The following is a 15,513-nucleotide window of genomic DNA, read 5'->3' as shown; positions in this document are numbered from 1 at the left end:
TCTTAGGCTTCTGGCGACTGCACGTGCTCCGGTCGTACGCCAATGGCCAGGAAGCGCGCGGTTAGTCCCTGCAGCAGCGGAAACGCGCTGACCAGGCGCATGATCAGCGGCGGCGTCAGCGGCTCGCCGCCCTTGGCCAGTGCACGGCTGATGATGTTGTTTTGCATCACGACCTGCATGCCCTGTGTTGCGCGCATCGGGAATTCGCGGCGGCGACGCACCGCGCCGAGGTCGTCCTCGGTCACCGGTCCCTCCACCAGCTTCGCCGCCAGCAGGTTAGCGGTCGCGACGGCGTCCTGCACCGCAATATTCACACCGACGCCGCCAACCGGGGACATCGCATGCGCGGCATCGCCGATGCACAACAGCCCCGGCCGGGTCCAGCGCTTGAGCCGATTGATCGCGACGGTCAGTAGTTTGACGTCGTCCCAGCTCTTCAGCTCTTCGATATGCGCGCTCAGGATCGGCGCCAGACGTGACGTTTCGGCACGGAAAGCCTCAAGGCCACGCACCTTGATCTCCTCATAGTGCCCCTTGGCGATCACATAAGCGCATTGCCAGTAGTCCCCGCGATCGATGGTCACCATCATCTTGCCGGGCTCGAGCCGCGCGAACACGCTCTCGGTCTCCGCGCCCTTGGCAACGCGAAACCACAAGATGTCCATGGGCGCACCGATGTCTTCGACCTCCAGCTTCGCCGCCGGCCGCACGATCGAATGCCGGCCATCGCAGGCCACTGTCAGATCGGCATGGATCTCGACCGGGCCCTGCTGCGTGATGGCCTTGACGCCGACCACTTGCTCGCACGACCAGATGAGATCGGTGGCCTCGGTGTTCATCATCACCTTGAGATGCGGATAGCGCTGCGCTTTGTCGCGCAGGAAATTGAGGAAATCCCACTGCGGCATGAAGGCGATAAACGGATACTTCGCGCTGGTGCGGCTGATATCCGCAATGCGCAGCTTATGCGTTCCGAAGAAGCCATCCATCCTCTGGATACGATCGTGCTTGATCTTCAGGAAGTCGTCGATCAGGCCAAGCTCGTCCATCACCTGCAGCGTCGATGGATGCACGGTGTCGCCGCGGAAATCGCGGAAGAAGTCGGCGTGTTTCTCGATAACGATCGTATCGACGCCGGCGCGGCCGAGCAGATAGCCGAGCATCATTCCGGCAGGGCCACCGCCAACGATGCAGCAGCGCGCGGTCAGCGAGTTCTCGTTCGCGCCTCCAGCCATTCGCTACTCCTCCGGCGAGTCGAATTTCTTGATCAAGGAATGCGAGCTTGCGATAGTCGAAATGCCGTGGTTCGCAGGGCGGTGTCGATCATGCTCATCGATTTCCCGAACGTCGGAAGCTCTTGGTTTCGGAGATGCTGCCGTCCCGGAACGTCAATTCGACCGACACGAACTTCGTCGAGGCCGGGATTTTGATGTAGGTCTCGGCATCCGACGGCGTCGCAATGGGGTCGCGCAGTTCGCAGGGCGGGAATTTCAGCAGCTTGTCCGGCACGGCGCTATCGATCCCGACGCGGGCCTCGCGAATGGCACAGCGATACGACATCAGATGCGTATAATACATCAGGGGCGTGTTGTAGCCACCGAAGGCAAGCCAGCTTCCAGCGGTCATATCGAGGATCTTGCGCTGGTCGCGAACCAGCGCCGCCTCGGGATCGAAGCGGATCGGAAACGGGCCCTGCATCTCGCCGTTCGCGTCGACGTAACGCAGATAGATCGTCGCTGCCGCGGCGTCGGCATCGAGCTGGATCGCCGGATTCGGCATCCGCTTGCGCGTGCGCGGATCGAGCGTGTCCATGAAGCCGGTCTCGCGGAAATTACCTGCCTCACCCATCCGCCAGGAGATACCCAGCGTCGGATCGGCGATCGAGAACATCACGGTCCAGCCGCCATTGTGGCGCGAGAAGCTGGCGATCGGTGCGTTCACCGCATCGTTGGCCGGCGGCAGTTGCGGAACGTTGACAGGCGGCAGCGCAGCGACCTGCTGCAGCGGTTCGGGCGGCCGCGCATCGGCCTGCTTGAGCGCCACACCATTGAGAAAGACGTCATCGACCATCTGGTCGAAATACACCGGCACCTGACGGTGCTTCACGGTCTCTGCCATCTCGCTGACGGTCCGCCGGGTGCGCTGCGCGACCTGCACGAGGTTCAGCGATGGCTCCTGCAGCTCCTTGATGAAGGCGCGCGTGAAAACCGAATTCGGATCGGTGTCGTTGTTCGACAAACGGTCCAGCGCGGTCTGCCGCGGCCCGGCCGAGAAGATCGAAAACACGCCTTCCGGGAGCGTCGTCATAGGAGCGAGGCCACCGCTGCCGGCCACAGCGCGGGTGCCAGCGCGCTCGAACGGATTGTTGCGACAGGCGTCGAACACCAGAATCGACGTCCGCGCGCCGCGCATCTGCAGCCGCGTTACAATCCGGTCGGCGAGAATCGCTGAGTCGCGCACCAGCTCTTCCTGCCCTTCCGTGGCGGCAGGGACATCCGTCGGCAGCAGGAAATTCTGGCCGGCGATCTCGAAGCCGTGCCCTGCAAAAAAGAAAAAGGCCGTGTCGCCTTTTTCAATCGTCGAATCGAAAGCGAGCAAAGACTGACTGAAGGCCTGCCGGGTCTGGTTCTCGGCCACCATGACACTGAAGCCGAGATTCTTCAGTGCGTCCCCTATGCTGCGGGCGTCATTCACGGCCTTCTGCAGCTTCGGCACATTGCGATAGTCGTTATTGCCGATGACCAGCGCCACGCGTTTTGCAGCAAAAGCCGGCGCTGTCGAAAGTGCCGCCGCTGCCAGCGTTGCCAGCAGAATCAAAAGCCGTCGCATTGTTCTATCCCCGCCCCGCCAGCACATGTATCCGTGTGGCTCGACCGCGTCATTGTCTGCCTTGGTCGAGGCAGAACTGCGGCCGGTTCAAACCGAGGTCTAGCCGTTACCACCCATTTTGTCCTGCCTGCTCAGGCAGATCATCTGCCCGCCGGTTGCAGCCCCGCTGCCACATTTTCCGCCTTAATCTCCGCTAGCCCGAGCCCCAATCAGAGTCAGGAGATCCTCGTGAAATCACTCGTCCTCGCAGCCGCCCTGCTGCTTCCCACCATGGCACTCGCGCAGGATGCGGCCCCCGCTACCGCGCCGAAGCCCCCGGTTGCCGCCGCCAAACCGAAGCGCGCGCCGGTGGCCGCCAAGCCTGCACAGACCACCCCGGAAGTGCTGGATATCAACCAGATCATCGGGATCCGCCAGGTCGATCCGGCGACGTATGAGGTCGATGCCCGTCTACAGAGCGGCAGCGAGGTGCATCTGCGCATGAATGCTTTCGTGATGCAGAATCTCGGGATGCAGCTAGGCACTTACGGCAAATAGTCAGCCTGCGGTATCCCTCTCACGCGCGCCGGAATAAGTCGACTTCCGGACGGCTCGGCGTGCGCTCTCGATCAGGGGTGATGAGGTACCACATGTCGCGAAGTCCTGTGGATAAGGGTTACGCGGCCAATCATCGACATGATTGCCCCGACATGTGCTATGTGACAATTCATCAGGTCCGGAGCCAATCCGGGGAGCAATTGCTAAAACCGGCTCCTGCTACAGGCAACCAACGTCAGGAAGCGCGCTTCAGGAACTTTGCGTTCCTCGTAGCTTGGCGATTTGAGGATGGGATTTTTTAGACTGTAAGATTTCAGGCAGTTTTAATCACCCGCCCGAAGCCCGCTACGACTGGATACCTGACGACCAATGGCAAAGAAGATGATTACGCCCGGGCACGAGTTGCTGCTTCGGGTCAACAAGGCATTTCTCGACCACGGCTATGCCGGCCTGTCGATGGTCGGTCTCGCGAGAGAGTGCGGCTTCACGCAGCGCGCGCTCTATTACTATTTCAGCAACAAGGAAGAGGCATTTCGTGCCTCGATCGGCCATCGCAATGAAGTCGCGATAGCGCAGGCACTCGAGGCCGGCCAGAAGATCCGGGAAAGTGGCGGCAGCGCACTCGACATCTTTGCGACGATCATCGACCTGAGATACGGCGAAACCCGTCGGATGCTGACATTCTCACCGCATACCGTCGAGCTCAATGCGGAAGCCTTTCGGCGCTGCCGCGATCTCATGATCGAGTCCGCAATCGCCTTCCAGGCCGAGCTGGAAAAGCTGATTATCGATTTCCACTACAGCAAGCTGCTGATCCTGACCGGCCGTTTTACGGCCGCGCAGATCGCGCAGGCGCTGGCCGACGGCGGACGGGCTGTCAATCAGGCACTCCCTCCGATCGCAGCGAATGACTTCTCGGCGCGCTATCGCCAGACCTGCGAGATGATCCTGTATGGCTGCGCGGCAACGCCGACGCAGATTTGAGACGCTGCGGTTCGCCGCCACATACCCTCCTCTCGACTCATCCAGCTCCATCGACATATGGTCCGCGCGGGCCGCGGAGGACGCGCATTGCGTTGCCGCTATGAGATGCGGGGCGTCAGATGAACGACCAGGTGCGGACGCACGGGGCGCCAGCGGGCGCAGCCGTGCCAACTATTGCGGCACGCCTGGACGGGCTGCCAGTCACGCCGCTTCACCTCGGCATCTTCGCGCTCTGTGCCTTCGGCCTGTTCGCAGACATCGCCGAAGTGGCGCTCAGCAATGCCTTTTCCGGCATCTTTCTCGCGCCGCCCTACAGCATCTCGCGCGGCGAGCTCTCGCTGTTGTTGGCATCGGTCTTTGCCGGCGGCGCCGTTGGTGCACCTGTGTTCGGCTGGATTGCGGATCGCTATGGCCGCCAGATCGCGCTGCAGAGCGCGCTTGCCGTCTTGGCGCTGAGCTCGCTCGCCGTCGCCGCCAGTCGCGATGTGGCAACCATGACGGCCTTCCGCTTCATCTCCGGCCTCGCCATCGGCGGCTATCCGCCTTTGACATCGGCCTATCTGTCAGACCTGCTGCCGCCCCGGCGGCGTGGCCTCTTGATGATGCTGTGCGGCGCGCTCGCCTTTCTCGGCGCACCGGCTATCATCCTGATGATCCGCTGGCTGACGCCCATCGCGCCATGGGGCATCGAGGGCTGGCGCTGGGCTTTGATCTTCGGCAGCGCGTGCTCGACCCTGACAGCCCTGCTGTTCTTCCTGGTGCCGGAATCGCCGCGCTGGCTCGCATCGGTCGGACGCGACGCCGAGGCTGATGCCGCCTGCCGCCGCTTCGAGGCATCCGCGCGTCAGCCATCACCGCCGGCGATCTCCGCTCCCGAAACTATTGCGACCAGATCCAGCGGCTTCCGAGCGCTCGCCCGCGATCGGATCAGCCTGCGGCGCACAGCGCTCCTTGCCGCGCTCTATGTACTCGGACCCTGGGCCACCATTGGCTTCCCGCTGCTCAGCGCCGCGGTGATGGTGCAGAAGGGATTTCATGTCAGCGAGTCCCTGCTGTTCGCGGGACTTACGATGTTCGGTCCATCGATCGGCATCGCGGCGGCATCGGCCTTCATCGATCGTATCCCGCGGCGCCTCGTTCTGGTCGCCTGTGCCGTGGTGATGATCGCAACCGGGCTGACTTTCGCTGTCAGCACGGTGCTAACGCCGCTCATCGTCACCGGCATCGTGTTCAACCTCGCCAGTGCCGTCTACAGCGCCGTGCTTAGCCTCTACGCTGTCGAGCTGCTGCCAACGCATCTGCGCGCCTCGGCCACCGCTGGCGCATGGGGCCTCGGCCGCGTCGTATCGGCGCTGGTACCGATCGCGCTGCTGCCGCTGCTCGGCAGCCACGGTCCGATCGCGATGTTCATGGTGATCTCGACCGCGCTGTTACTGAGCGGCGCGCTCATCGCCATTGCCGGTCCACCCGGCCGCGAACGCAGGCCGGTCGACTAACGGTCAGCGCTGCATCGACGTCACACGCGACGTCGCGTAGCGGCCGTCCGGCGGGACCCCAAGCCCCCGTCAATATCCCGGTTTTGGCCCTTTTCCGCTAAAACATTAAGCTTTTTGGGATGTTCCAGGGTGTGGCGGATTGACTTTGGCCGATTCCAGCCTATGTTCCGGCTCGACGCGGCCCGGTATCGAAACGCGATATCTTGAGTAAGCCGCCTGTCAGCGCCCAGCGTCTCCGTGCATGTTTGCGTGCCGCTCCGGGGATAAGCGCTGCAGTATTTCCCGAGAATCCAAGCGGCGGTTTCGACCTGAGGCGTGATTCCGAACGGTGATCATCCGGATACCGGATCAGATCATGCCCCCATACAGAGGCTCAATGTCCTTCTCCAATCTCGGCTTGTCCGACAAGGTTCTCGCCGCCGTTGCGGCCACCGGTTACACCACCCCAACCCCCATTCAGGAACAAGCGATTCCTCATGTGCTGGCGCGCAAAGACGTGCTCGGCATCGCCCAGACCGGCACCGGCAAGACCGCTGCCTTCGTTCTCCCGATGATGACCATGCTGGAAAAGGGCCGAGCCCGCGCCCGCATGCCCCGCACGCTCATTCTCGAACCGACCCGCGAACTCGCCGCACAGGTCAAAGAGCAGTTCGACAAATACGGCGTCGGCCAGAAGCTCAACGTGGCGCTGCTGATCGGCGGAGTCTCGTTCGGTGATCAGGACAGCAAACTCACCCGCGGCGTTGACGTCTTGATCGCCACGCCGGGTCGCCTGCTCGACCATACCGAACGTGGCGGACTGCTTCTCACCGGCGTCGAATTGCTGGTCATCGACGAAGCCGACCGCATGCTGGACATGGGCTTCATCCCCGACATCGAACGCATCTGCAAGCTGGTACCCTTCACCCGTCAGACTCTCTTTTTTACGGCGACCATGCCCGCCGAAATCCGCCGCGTCACCGAGACCTTCCTGCATAATCCGGTGAAGATCGAAGTCTCCAAGCCCGCCTCCACCGCTGTCACCGTGACCCAGTCGCAAGTGGCCGTCGGTCGCGAGCCGCACGAGAAGCGCGAAGTGCTCCGGGCCCTTCTCCGCGAAGCCACCGACCTCAAGAATGCGATCATCTTCTGCAACCGCAAACGAGAAGTCGCGTTGCTCGCCAAGTCGCTCCAGAAGCACGGCTTCAGTGTCGGCGCCCTGCATGGCGACATGGAGCAGTCGGCCCGCACCGCCGCGCTGGACCAGTTCCGCAAGGGCGAGCTGCCGATCCTGGTGGCTTCCGACGTCGCCGCCCGCGGTCTCGATATTCCCGCCGTCAGCCACGTCTATAATTTCGACGTCCCGCATCATTCCGACGACTACGTGCACCGCATCGGCCGTACCGGCCGCGCCGGCCGCACCGGCTCCGCGATCTCGCTGGTGTGCCCATCCGACCAGAAGTCCATGCTGGCGATCGAAAAACTGATCGGCCAGTCGATCCCCAAGGTCGAAACTTCCATAGCGATCTCCGAGCCTGTCGAAGGCGAAACCGCTGAGGCGTCGCGCCAGTCGCGCAACCGCACCGGCAATCGCGAAGCCAATGCCGAACAGCCGCGCGGCGGCCGCAACGATCAGCCCCGCGAAGGCGGACGCGATCGCAAACCGCGCCGTGAGCGTGGCCCGCGCCGTGAAGGTGGTCGTTCGGAAGGCGGCGAGCGCAGCCCGCAGGCGCAACCCGCGGAAGCCGCTTTGGCAGCACCGGTCGTGGCAGCGGCAGCCCCGCAGGCGCAGCGTCCCCCCTCCATCGGCCGCGCCGAAGCGCCACGTTCGCGCCGCGAAGACAACGAACCGGCGGATCATTCGCACCTGCCGGCCTTTCTGTTGCGTCCGATCCGGGCACGCGCATAGGTAGTATCGCGCCAGGAACGTTTACTTGCCGTTCACTCTCGTCCCCTAATCTGAATGCGATATTTTTAACGAATTTGCATTTCAGAGGACCGCGTATACACGCTGTCCACGAGGGCACAGAACGTGACCGGCATCCTGGACGAACAAGAGCGGACTTTGGCCTTTGCCGAAGTCGCGCTGGGCCAAATTCGCTCGCTCCGCCAGACGGCGATTCCGCGCAATTATGAGATCTGGTACGTCTACGCGACTGGCTACAATTCGGCGCTCAACAAAGTCATCAATGAGACGCTGGCACGCAATGGCCGGCTGACCGAAGCCGATCTCGACCTGATCCACGACACTTATCTCTCACAAATTCGCACCACCGATCGCATCGATCAGGTCGGCGCCCGCGTTATCGGCGAGATCGACGACGTGATGGCGCTCATCACCGACGCTCTGGGCATGACGACGAACTTCAATGCCAGTCTGGATGGTGCCAGCAAGGATTTGTCGCGGGCGCACGATTCTGCTGCGGTGAAAGCCGTGATCGAGAGTCTCGTCAAATCTACCCGTGAAGTGCACGACACGAACAAGGCGCTGGAAGAGCGGCTACTGTCCTCGAAGAGCGAGGTCTACACGCTGCAACAGAGCCTCGAGGCGATCCGCGCCGAGAGCCTGACCGATCCCCTCACCGCACTCGGTAACCGCAAATATTTCGACCGTGCGCTGATGGCGGCAATCGATACCGCGGTGAAGCGCGGCGAACCGTTGTCGCTCCTGATGCTCGACATCGATCACTTTAAGTCCTTCAACGACAATTATGGCCATCTCACCGGCGACCAGGTGCTGCGTCTTGTCGGCCAGTCATTAAAGCAGACCATCAAGGGCCAGGATATCACCGCGCGCTATGGCGGCGAGGAATTCGCCGTGGTGCTACCGAACACGCCGTTGCGTCAGGCGCTCACCGTTGCCGATCACATCCGCCGCGCCGTGATGTCAAAGGAGCTGAAGAAAAAATCGACTGGCGAGATCCTGGGACGCGTCACGATTTCCGTCGGCGTCTCGATGCTGCAGATCGGCGACGATATGGAATCGATCATCGGCCGTGCCGACGCCTGTCTCTATGCCGCGAAGCGCAGCGGCCGCAACCGCGTGATCTGCGAAGTCGATCCGGAATATTCTGCGGAGCTGCAGTTTCAGGTGGCATGACGCCCCACACTTGGCTTCACCATTCGCAAGGAGACGCCGCGCAAGCGCACGGCTCCTCAGGATGAGGATTTACGCTTCTTTGCGGCTTTACTGGCTTTCTTGCTGGCGACCGTCTTAACTGCAGCCTTCTTGGTGGCCTTCTTTTTCGCCGCGGTCTTCTTCACGACCTTCGCTTTCTTCGTTGCCCGCTTCTTGCTTGCTTTTGCCAGCGATGCACGGATCGCTGCGGCATGCGCGACCCTCGCCCATTCGGTGACTTCATCGGGATCGTCATAGAGCCGTTCCGGCAGCTGCCAATAGGATCCGATCATCCGCAGCTTGCCGCGCATCTCATACTGAAAACACTGCGAGCCCTCACTCTCGAAACGCGGGATCGAGATTTCATCGGCACGCAGATAGACCGCGCCGCGCAGCACCAGCGCGAAGTTGATGCCATCGGCGGAAATGCCAAAGCCGGAAAACATCCGGCGGATCGTTACCGGGCCAAAGCCGGCGAAAAGTTCACTGAGGAAATCGCGGTCCATTGGGGAAGTGTAGGATGCGACGCGCGATTGCGGAAGCGGTCCGTCCGCGTCGTCTCCCTACGTCATGGCCGGGCTTGACCCGGCCATCCAGCCTCCTTCGCTTTCACCGAAGCCCAGAAAAATGGATGCCCGGGACATCTAGCGAAGCCGCGCTTCGCGCTTTGCCCGGGCATGACAGCGTTCTACTTATGAAATGACAGTCTCAGCCGTCGATCTTCGCCGGCGTCAGTTGCACGGACTCGCCGCAGCCACAGGCCGAGATCTGGTTCGGGTTGTTGAACACAAACTGGGCCTGCATGCGGTCAGTCTTGTAGTCCATCTCGGTGCCGAGCAGGAACAACACGGCCTTAGGATCGACCAGGATCTTGACGCCCTTGTCCTCGACGATTTCGTCGGTCGGCTTGATGTCGTGGGCATATTCGACGGTGTAGGACTGGCCGGCGCAGCCACCGTTCTTGATGCCGACGCGCAGGCCGATGATCTCGGAATCCGCACGCTCCGTCAGCTCCCGGATCCGCGTTGCGGCAGCATCCGTCAGGCGCATCACCTGCGGACGGGGTCGCGGCTTCGGCTTGGCAGCCGGTATGGTTGGGTTCGGTGTCATCTCAGTCATGTGTTCAGTCCCTTCGGCGGTTCAAGGCCGCCATAGGAATTCAAGCGACTTGGGCGTATTCAGCAAACCGGACGCAACTCACCACATATTCAGAACGAGACGGGCCTCGTCGGTCATCCGGTCCGGCGTCCAGGTCGGCTCCCAGACGATCTCGACCTTGACCAGACCGACTCCGGGCACGCTGGCCACGGCGTTCTCCACCATGGTCGGAAGCTCTTCGGCCGCCGGACAATTCGGCGTCGTCAGCGTCATCTCCACCTGGACAGAGCGATCGTCCTTGATGTCGACCTTGTAGATCAGGCCGAGTTCGTAGATATCCGCGGGGATTTCCGGGTCGAACACAGTCTTCAGTGCAGCGACGATCTCGGTGCCCAGGCGTTCGGTTTCGGCGGGATCGAGCGCCGAGGTGGTCTGCATGTGAGCGGGCTTCTCAGCCTCGGGGGTGGCGTCCGGCGTCTTGGCTTCTGCAATGTCACTCATGCAAACAACTCCCGTGCCTTGATCAGCGCCTGTGCGAGGTGGTCTACCTCCTCGCGGGTATTATACATTCCGAATGATGCACGGCACGTGGCCGTCACATTGAATCGCTCCAGAAGCGGCATCACGCAGTGGGTTCCCGCGCGGACCGCGACGCCCTGCCGGTCGATCACGGTCGCCACGTCATGAGCGTGAGCGCCCTTCAGTTCGAACGAAATCACCGGGCCCTTGTTCTTGGCAGTTCCGATAATACGCAGCGAATTGATCTCGCGCAGCCGGTCCTGTGCATAGGCCAGGAGGTCGTGCTCATGCGCAGCAATCCGCTCCTTGCCGATCGAATTGACGTAATCGATGGCAGCGCCGAGGCCGATGGCTTCGACGATGGCGGGCGTACCGGCCTCGAACTTGTGCGGCGGATCGCCATAGGTGACCCACTCCTTAGCCACTTCGCGGATCATCTCGCCGCCGCCGGCATAGGGCCGCATCGCGACCAGGCGGTCATATTTGCCATACAGCACGCCGATGCCGGTCGGTCCGTACAGCTTGTGGCCGGTGAAGATGTAGAAGTCGGCGTCGATGTCCTGCACGTCGATCGGCATATGCACGGCGGCCTGGCTACCGTCCACCACAACCGGAATGCCGCGCGCATGTGCAAGCTTCACCACGTCCTTGACCGGAACCAGCGTGCCCAGCGCATTGGACATCTGGGTGATGGCGACGATCTTGGTACGATCGGTCAGCAGCTTCTCGAACTCGTCGATCAGGAAGTTGCCTTCGTCATCGACAGGCGCCCATTTGATGACGGCGCCCTGACGTTCCCGCAGGAAGTGCCACGGTACGATGTTGGAATGGTGCTCCATGATCGAGAGCACGATCTCATCGCCCGGCTTGATGTTCTCGCCGCCCCACGATGCCGCGACGGCATTGAGCGCATCGGTGGCATTGCGGGTGAAGATGATTTCCTCGGGGCGCTTGGCATTGAGGAAGTGCTGCACCTTGATGCGCGCGCCCTCATAGGCCTCGGTCGCGGCATTGGCGAGGTAATGCAGTCCGCGATGCACATTGGCATATTCGGACTTGTAGGCCTCGGTCATGCGGTCGAGCACAGCATAGGGCTTCTGCGCCGATGCCGCGTTGTCGAGATAGACCAGCGGCTTGCCATAGACCTTCATCTCGAGCGCCGGAAAATCCTCGCGGACGCGAGCGACGTCATATGACCCGTTCGAGACCGCGGGATGCAATGTCATGCGCGCGACTCCAGCCAACGCTCTGCGGCCGATATCGCGACGTCACGCAGATCGTCATTCACGATCGACTCCAGCGCTTCACCCACGAATGCCTGGATCAGCAGCGCCTGCGCCGCCTTCTCCGGCAGGCCGCGAGCCCGCAGATAGAACAGCAAGCTGTCATCCAGCGCGCCAATGGTCGCGCCGTGGCCGCACTGCACGTCGTCAGCGAAGATCTCGAGCTCGGGCTTGTTGTCGATCTCGGCCTCGTCGGACAGCAGCAGCGCCCGTGACATCATCTTGCCGTCGGTCTTCTGCGCGATCTGATGGACGTTGATGCGACCCTGGAACACCGAATGCGCGCGATCGTCGAGCACGGCGCGGAACAGCTCACGGCTGAGGCAATTCGGCGCCGCATGCTCGATCACGAAGGTACAGTCGCCATGCTGCTTGTCGCGCAGCAGATGAACGCTGTTGGTCGACAGCTCCGAATCCACTCCAGCCAGCGTGATGAAGCTCTGATAGCGGCTGACGCCACCGCCAGTGGTCAGGCTGAAGGTGTTGAACTTGGTGCGCGCACCGACTGTGACGATGGCCGTTGCGATATTCGCTGCATCGCCGGCGTCTTCCATCACGCGCACATGCTGCAGATCGGAATCGTCGCCGATCCAGATCACCACAGCATCATGGGCCTGATACGCCTTCGCGGATTCTGTCGCGACGAAGCTTTCGACCAGCGTCACACGCGCGCGATTGCCGATACGCACCAGCGATCGCGTGAATGCGGCCACGCTCGGGCGTGTCGCGACATGCACGATGTGCAGCGGCCTGGCCGGAGCGGCATCGTCGGCGATATCGATCAGCATGCCATCGGTCGCAAAGGCGGCATTCAGCGCGATCATCGGATCGACAATGCGCGAGCGCAGCAGGTCGGCACGCGTCGCACTGGTCGCGTCATCGAGCATGGCGCTGAGCGCATGCACGGTCACGCCGCCGCCCGACGTCAGATCGGAGAGACCTGCCGCGAAGACGCCATCGACGATGACCAGCTTCTGCGTATCACCCGTACCGAGCGTTTCGACGAGCTTCGCGGCCTGGGCCAGCGCGGCCTGATCCGGCGCGGGCGCCAGCGGCGCCACGTCACGCAACAGGTTGCGCAGGTCGGTATATTTCCATTCTTCGATGCGCCGGGTCGGCAGACCGGTACGCGCGAAATCGTCGAACGCCTGCTGGCGCGTTTCCGCCACCGTGCCGACGCCCGGCAGCCGGCCGCGCGCAGCGGCGAATGTGCCGTCCAGCACCGCGCCCGTTGTTGTCTTTGCGAGAGCTACATTCATGATTGTCTCACTCAGGCCGCCGCGTCTTCATACTGCGCATAACCGGACTCTTCGAGTTCCAGCGCCAGTTCCTTGCCGCCACTCTTTACGACGCGGCCCTTCGACATCACATGCACATGATCCGGCACGATGTAGTTCAGCAGGCGCTGATAATGCGTGATGACGACCATGGCGCGATCCGGGCTGCGCAGTGCATTGACGCCGTCGGCAGCCACGCGCAACGCATCGATGTCGAGACCGGAGTCCATTTCGTCAAGGATGCACAGGCTCGGCTGGAACAGCGCCATCTGCAGCACTTCGTTGCGCTTCTTCTCACCGCCGGAGAAGCCGACATTGACGCCGCGCTTCAACATATCCATCGGGATGTTCAGCGAAGCAGCGACCTCGCGGACCTTCCTGAGGAAGTCCGGCACCAGATATTCGGATTCGCCGCGCGCCTTGCGCTGCGCGTTCACCGCAGTGCGCAGGAAGTTCATCGTGGTGACGCCGGGAATTTCCACGGGATACTGGAACGCCAGGAACACGCCCTTGGCGGCGCGCTCGTCGGGCTCCATCTCCAGCAGGTCTTCACCCTTGAACAGGATCTCGCCGCCGGTCACCTCATAACCGGGCTTGCCGGCGATGACGTGGCTGAGCGTCGATTTACCCGAACCGTTCGGTCCCATGATGGCGTGCACTTCACCGCCATTCACGGTCATCGTCAGCCCATGGAGAATCTCGCGATCCTCGACACGAACCTGCAGGTCCTTCACTTCAAGCAATGCGGTCATCAGTCTCTATCCTTTGATCATCATCGTCATCCTCGCCTGAACGCACTTGGGTTCAGCCTGGAGTGCTCGCCATTCGCGGCGAACCTCTAAGGATGGTTTTCAATCTTGCCGACATCCTGGAAGCGCCGCTGTGCGGGCATCCGCGATGGCGGGACTTAGCCCACCGATCCCTCAAGCGAGATCGAAATCAGCTTCTGCGCTTCCACCGCGAATTCCATCGGCAGTTGCTGCAACACGTCCTTCACGAAACCGTTGACCACGAGGCCGACGGCTTCTTCCTGCGACAGGCCACGCTGGACGCAATAGAACAGCACGTCTTCGGAGATCTTCGACGTCGTTGCTTCGTGCTCGAACAGCGTCGAGGCGTTCTTCGCCTCGATATACGGCACGGTATGCGCACCGCACTGATCGCCGATCAGGAGTGAGTCACAGGCCGTGAAGTTACGCGCGTTCGTCGCCTTGCGATGCGCGGTGACAAGGCCGCGATAGGTGTTCTGCGACTTGCCGGCAGCGATACCCTTCGAGATGATCCGGCTCGTGGTGTTCTTTCCGAGATGGATCATCTTGGTGCCGCTATCGACCTGCTGATAGCCGTTCGAAATCGCGATCGAATAGAACTCGCCGCGCGAATTGTCGCCGCGCAGGATGCAGCTCGGATATTTCCAGGTGATGGCGGAGCCGGTCTCGACCTGGGTCCAGGAAATCTTCGAGCGGTCGCCGCGGCAGTCACCACGCTTGGTGACGAAATTATAGATGCCGCCCTTGCCTTCGGAATTGCCGGGGTACCAGTTCTGGACCGTCGAATACTTGATCTCGGCATCGTCATGGGTGACGAGCTCGACGACAGCCGCATGGAGCTGGTTCTCGTCGCGCTGCGGCGCCGTGCAGCCTTCGAGATAGCTGACATAGGCGCCCTTGTCGGCAATGATCAGCGTTCGTTCGAACTGGCCGGTGTTGCGCTCATTGATGCGGAAATAGGTCGACAGCTCCATCGGGCAACGCACGCCCGGCGGCACATAGACGAACGAGCCGTCGGAGAACACGGCCGAGTTCAGCGTGGCATAGAAGTTATCCGAGGTCGGCACGACCGTGCCGAGATACTGCTTCACCAGGTCGGGATGTTCGCGGATGGCTTCCGAGATCGGCATGAAGATCACGCCAGCCTGCTTCAGCTCCTTCTGGAACGTGGTCGCGACCGACACCGAATCGAACACGGCATCGACGGCGATCCTGCGCTCGCCTTCCGGACGCACGACGCCTTCCAGCGCCTCGATCTCGCGGAGGGGAATGCCGAGCTTCTTGTAGGTTTCGAGAATTTCGGGATCGATCTCGTCGATCGAGCCAATGGTCTTCTTCGGCTTCGGCGCTGAATAGTAATAGAGATCCTGGAAGTCGATCTTCGGATACTCGACCCGCGCCCACTTCGGCTCTTCCATGGTCAGCCAGCGGCGATACGCCTCAAGACGCCATTCCAGCATCCATGCCGGCTCGTTCTTCTTGGCGGAGATGTAACGGACGGTATCTTCGGAAAGGCCCTTCGGGGCCTTCTCGGATTCGATGATGGTCTCGAATCCATAACGATATTGATCGACGTCGATCTGGCGAACCCGATCAACGGTCTCTTGTACGGCAGCCATTTTA

Annotated in this window: 14 protein-coding genes; 5 read left to right on the top strand and 9 right to left on the bottom strand. The window is 61.8% G+C overall.

Features of this window, described 5'->3' with window-relative positions; all coding sequences use genetic code 11:
• Positions 1-2 precede the first annotated feature (2 nt).
• Positions 3-1,235 (bottom strand): FAD-dependent oxidoreductase, encoded by a 1,233-nt coding sequence (locus tag HP556_RS24660; protein WP_175368915.1) that lies wholly within the window; start codon positions 1,233-1,235, stop codon positions 3-5.
• Positions 1,236-1,329: 94 nt separating this feature from the next.
• Complete coding sequence (locus tag HP556_RS24655) at positions 1,330-2,829, bottom strand: caspase family protein (protein ID WP_175368914.1); 1,500 nt, start codon at positions 2,827-2,829, stop codon at positions 1,330-1,332.
• A gap of 228 nt (positions 2,830-3,057) precedes the next feature.
• Here HP556_RS24655 and HP556_RS24650 point away from each other — a divergent pair, with 228 nt between their 5' ends.
• From HP556_RS24650 to HP556_RS24630, 5 genes are all read left to right on the top strand, one after another.
• Positions 3,058-3,366, top strand: coding sequence for a hypothetical protein (locus HP556_RS24650; RefSeq protein ID WP_089264151.1), 309 nt, complete (start codon positions 3,058-3,060; stop codon positions 3,364-3,366).
• A 369-nt stretch (positions 3,367-3,735) separates the two neighbouring features.
• Positions 3,736-4,350 carry a TetR/AcrR family transcriptional regulator gene (locus HP556_RS24645; RefSeq protein ID WP_089264150.1) on the top strand — a complete coding sequence of 205 codons (615 nt, stop codon included), beginning with the start codon at positions 3,736-3,738 and terminating at the stop codon, positions 4,348-4,350.
• A 119-nt stretch (positions 4,351-4,469) separates the two neighbouring features.
• Entirely contained in the window at positions 4,470-5,846 is a 1,377-nt protein-coding gene (locus HP556_RS24640) for an MFS transporter (protein WP_175368913.1), read from the top strand.
• 376 nt (positions 5,847-6,222) lie between these two features.
• On the top strand, positions 6,223-7,734 hold the full coding sequence (locus HP556_RS24635) for a DEAD/DEAH box helicase (protein WP_175368912.1): 1,512 nt from the start codon (positions 6,223-6,225) through the stop codon (positions 7,732-7,734).
• Between the two features lie 123 nt (positions 7,735-7,857).
• Positions 7,858-8,925, top strand: a complete 1,068-nt coding sequence (locus HP556_RS24630) for a diguanylate cyclase (RefSeq protein WP_120289426.1) — start codon at positions 7,858-7,860, stop codon at positions 8,923-8,925.
• 56 nt (positions 8,926-8,981) lie between these two features.
• On the opposite strand, the gene HP556_RS24625 is transcribed toward HP556_RS24630, so the two are convergent.
• The 7 genes from HP556_RS24625 to sufB all read right to left on the bottom strand — a co-directional run bounded on the left by HP556_RS24625 (position 8,982) and on the right by sufB (position 15,509).
• A complete protein-coding gene (locus HP556_RS24625) occupies positions 8,982-9,449 on the bottom strand; it encodes a TfoX/Sxy family protein (RefSeq protein ID WP_175368911.1) in 468 nt (155 codons plus the stop codon).
• A gap of 202 nt (positions 9,450-9,651) precedes the next feature.
• The gene (locus HP556_RS24620; protein ID WP_175368910.1) at positions 9,652-10,062 is read right to left on the bottom strand and encodes a HesB/IscA family protein; all 411 of its coding nucleotides are present in this window, start codon (positions 10,060-10,062) and stop codon (positions 9,652-9,654) included.
• Positions 10,063-10,140: 78 nt separating this feature from the next.
• The gene (locus HP556_RS24615) at positions 10,141-10,542 is read right to left on the bottom strand and encodes an SUF system Fe-S cluster assembly protein (protein WP_170849663.1); all 402 of its coding nucleotides are present in this window, start codon (positions 10,540-10,542) and stop codon (positions 10,141-10,143) included.
• Complete coding sequence (locus HP556_RS24610; protein ID WP_093758422.1) at positions 10,539-11,786, bottom strand: cysteine desulfurase; 1,248 nt, start codon at positions 11,784-11,786, stop codon at positions 10,539-10,541. The genes HP556_RS24615 and HP556_RS24610 overlap by 4 nt, the downstream gene beginning before the upstream one ends.
• The gene (sufD, locus tag HP556_RS24605; RefSeq protein ID WP_175368909.1) at positions 11,783-13,102 is read right to left on the bottom strand and encodes a Fe-S cluster assembly protein SufD; all 1,320 of its coding nucleotides are present in this window, start codon (positions 13,100-13,102) and stop codon (positions 11,783-11,785) included. Before sufD ends, HP556_RS24610 begins: the two co-directional genes overlap by 4 nt.
• A gap of 11 nt (positions 13,103-13,113) precedes the next feature.
• Complete coding sequence (gene sufC, locus HP556_RS24600; protein ID WP_089264143.1) at positions 13,114-13,872, bottom strand: Fe-S cluster assembly ATPase SufC; 759 nt, start codon at positions 13,870-13,872, stop codon at positions 13,114-13,116.
• A gap of 155 nt (positions 13,873-14,027) precedes the next feature.
• Positions 14,028-15,509 carry a Fe-S cluster assembly protein SufB gene (sufB, locus tag HP556_RS24595; RefSeq protein ID WP_093758420.1) on the bottom strand — a complete coding sequence of 494 codons (1,482 nt, stop codon included), beginning with the start codon at positions 15,507-15,509 and terminating at the stop codon, positions 14,028-14,030.
• Positions 15,510-15,513 lie beyond the last annotated feature (4 nt).

The organism is Tardiphaga robiniae (genome assembly GCF_013359755.1).
In the GTDB taxonomy this organism is placed as follows: domain Bacteria; phylum Pseudomonadota; class Alphaproteobacteria; order Rhizobiales; family Xanthobacteraceae; genus Tardiphaga; species Tardiphaga robiniae.
This window is presented reverse-complemented; position numbering and strand designations above follow the sequence as displayed.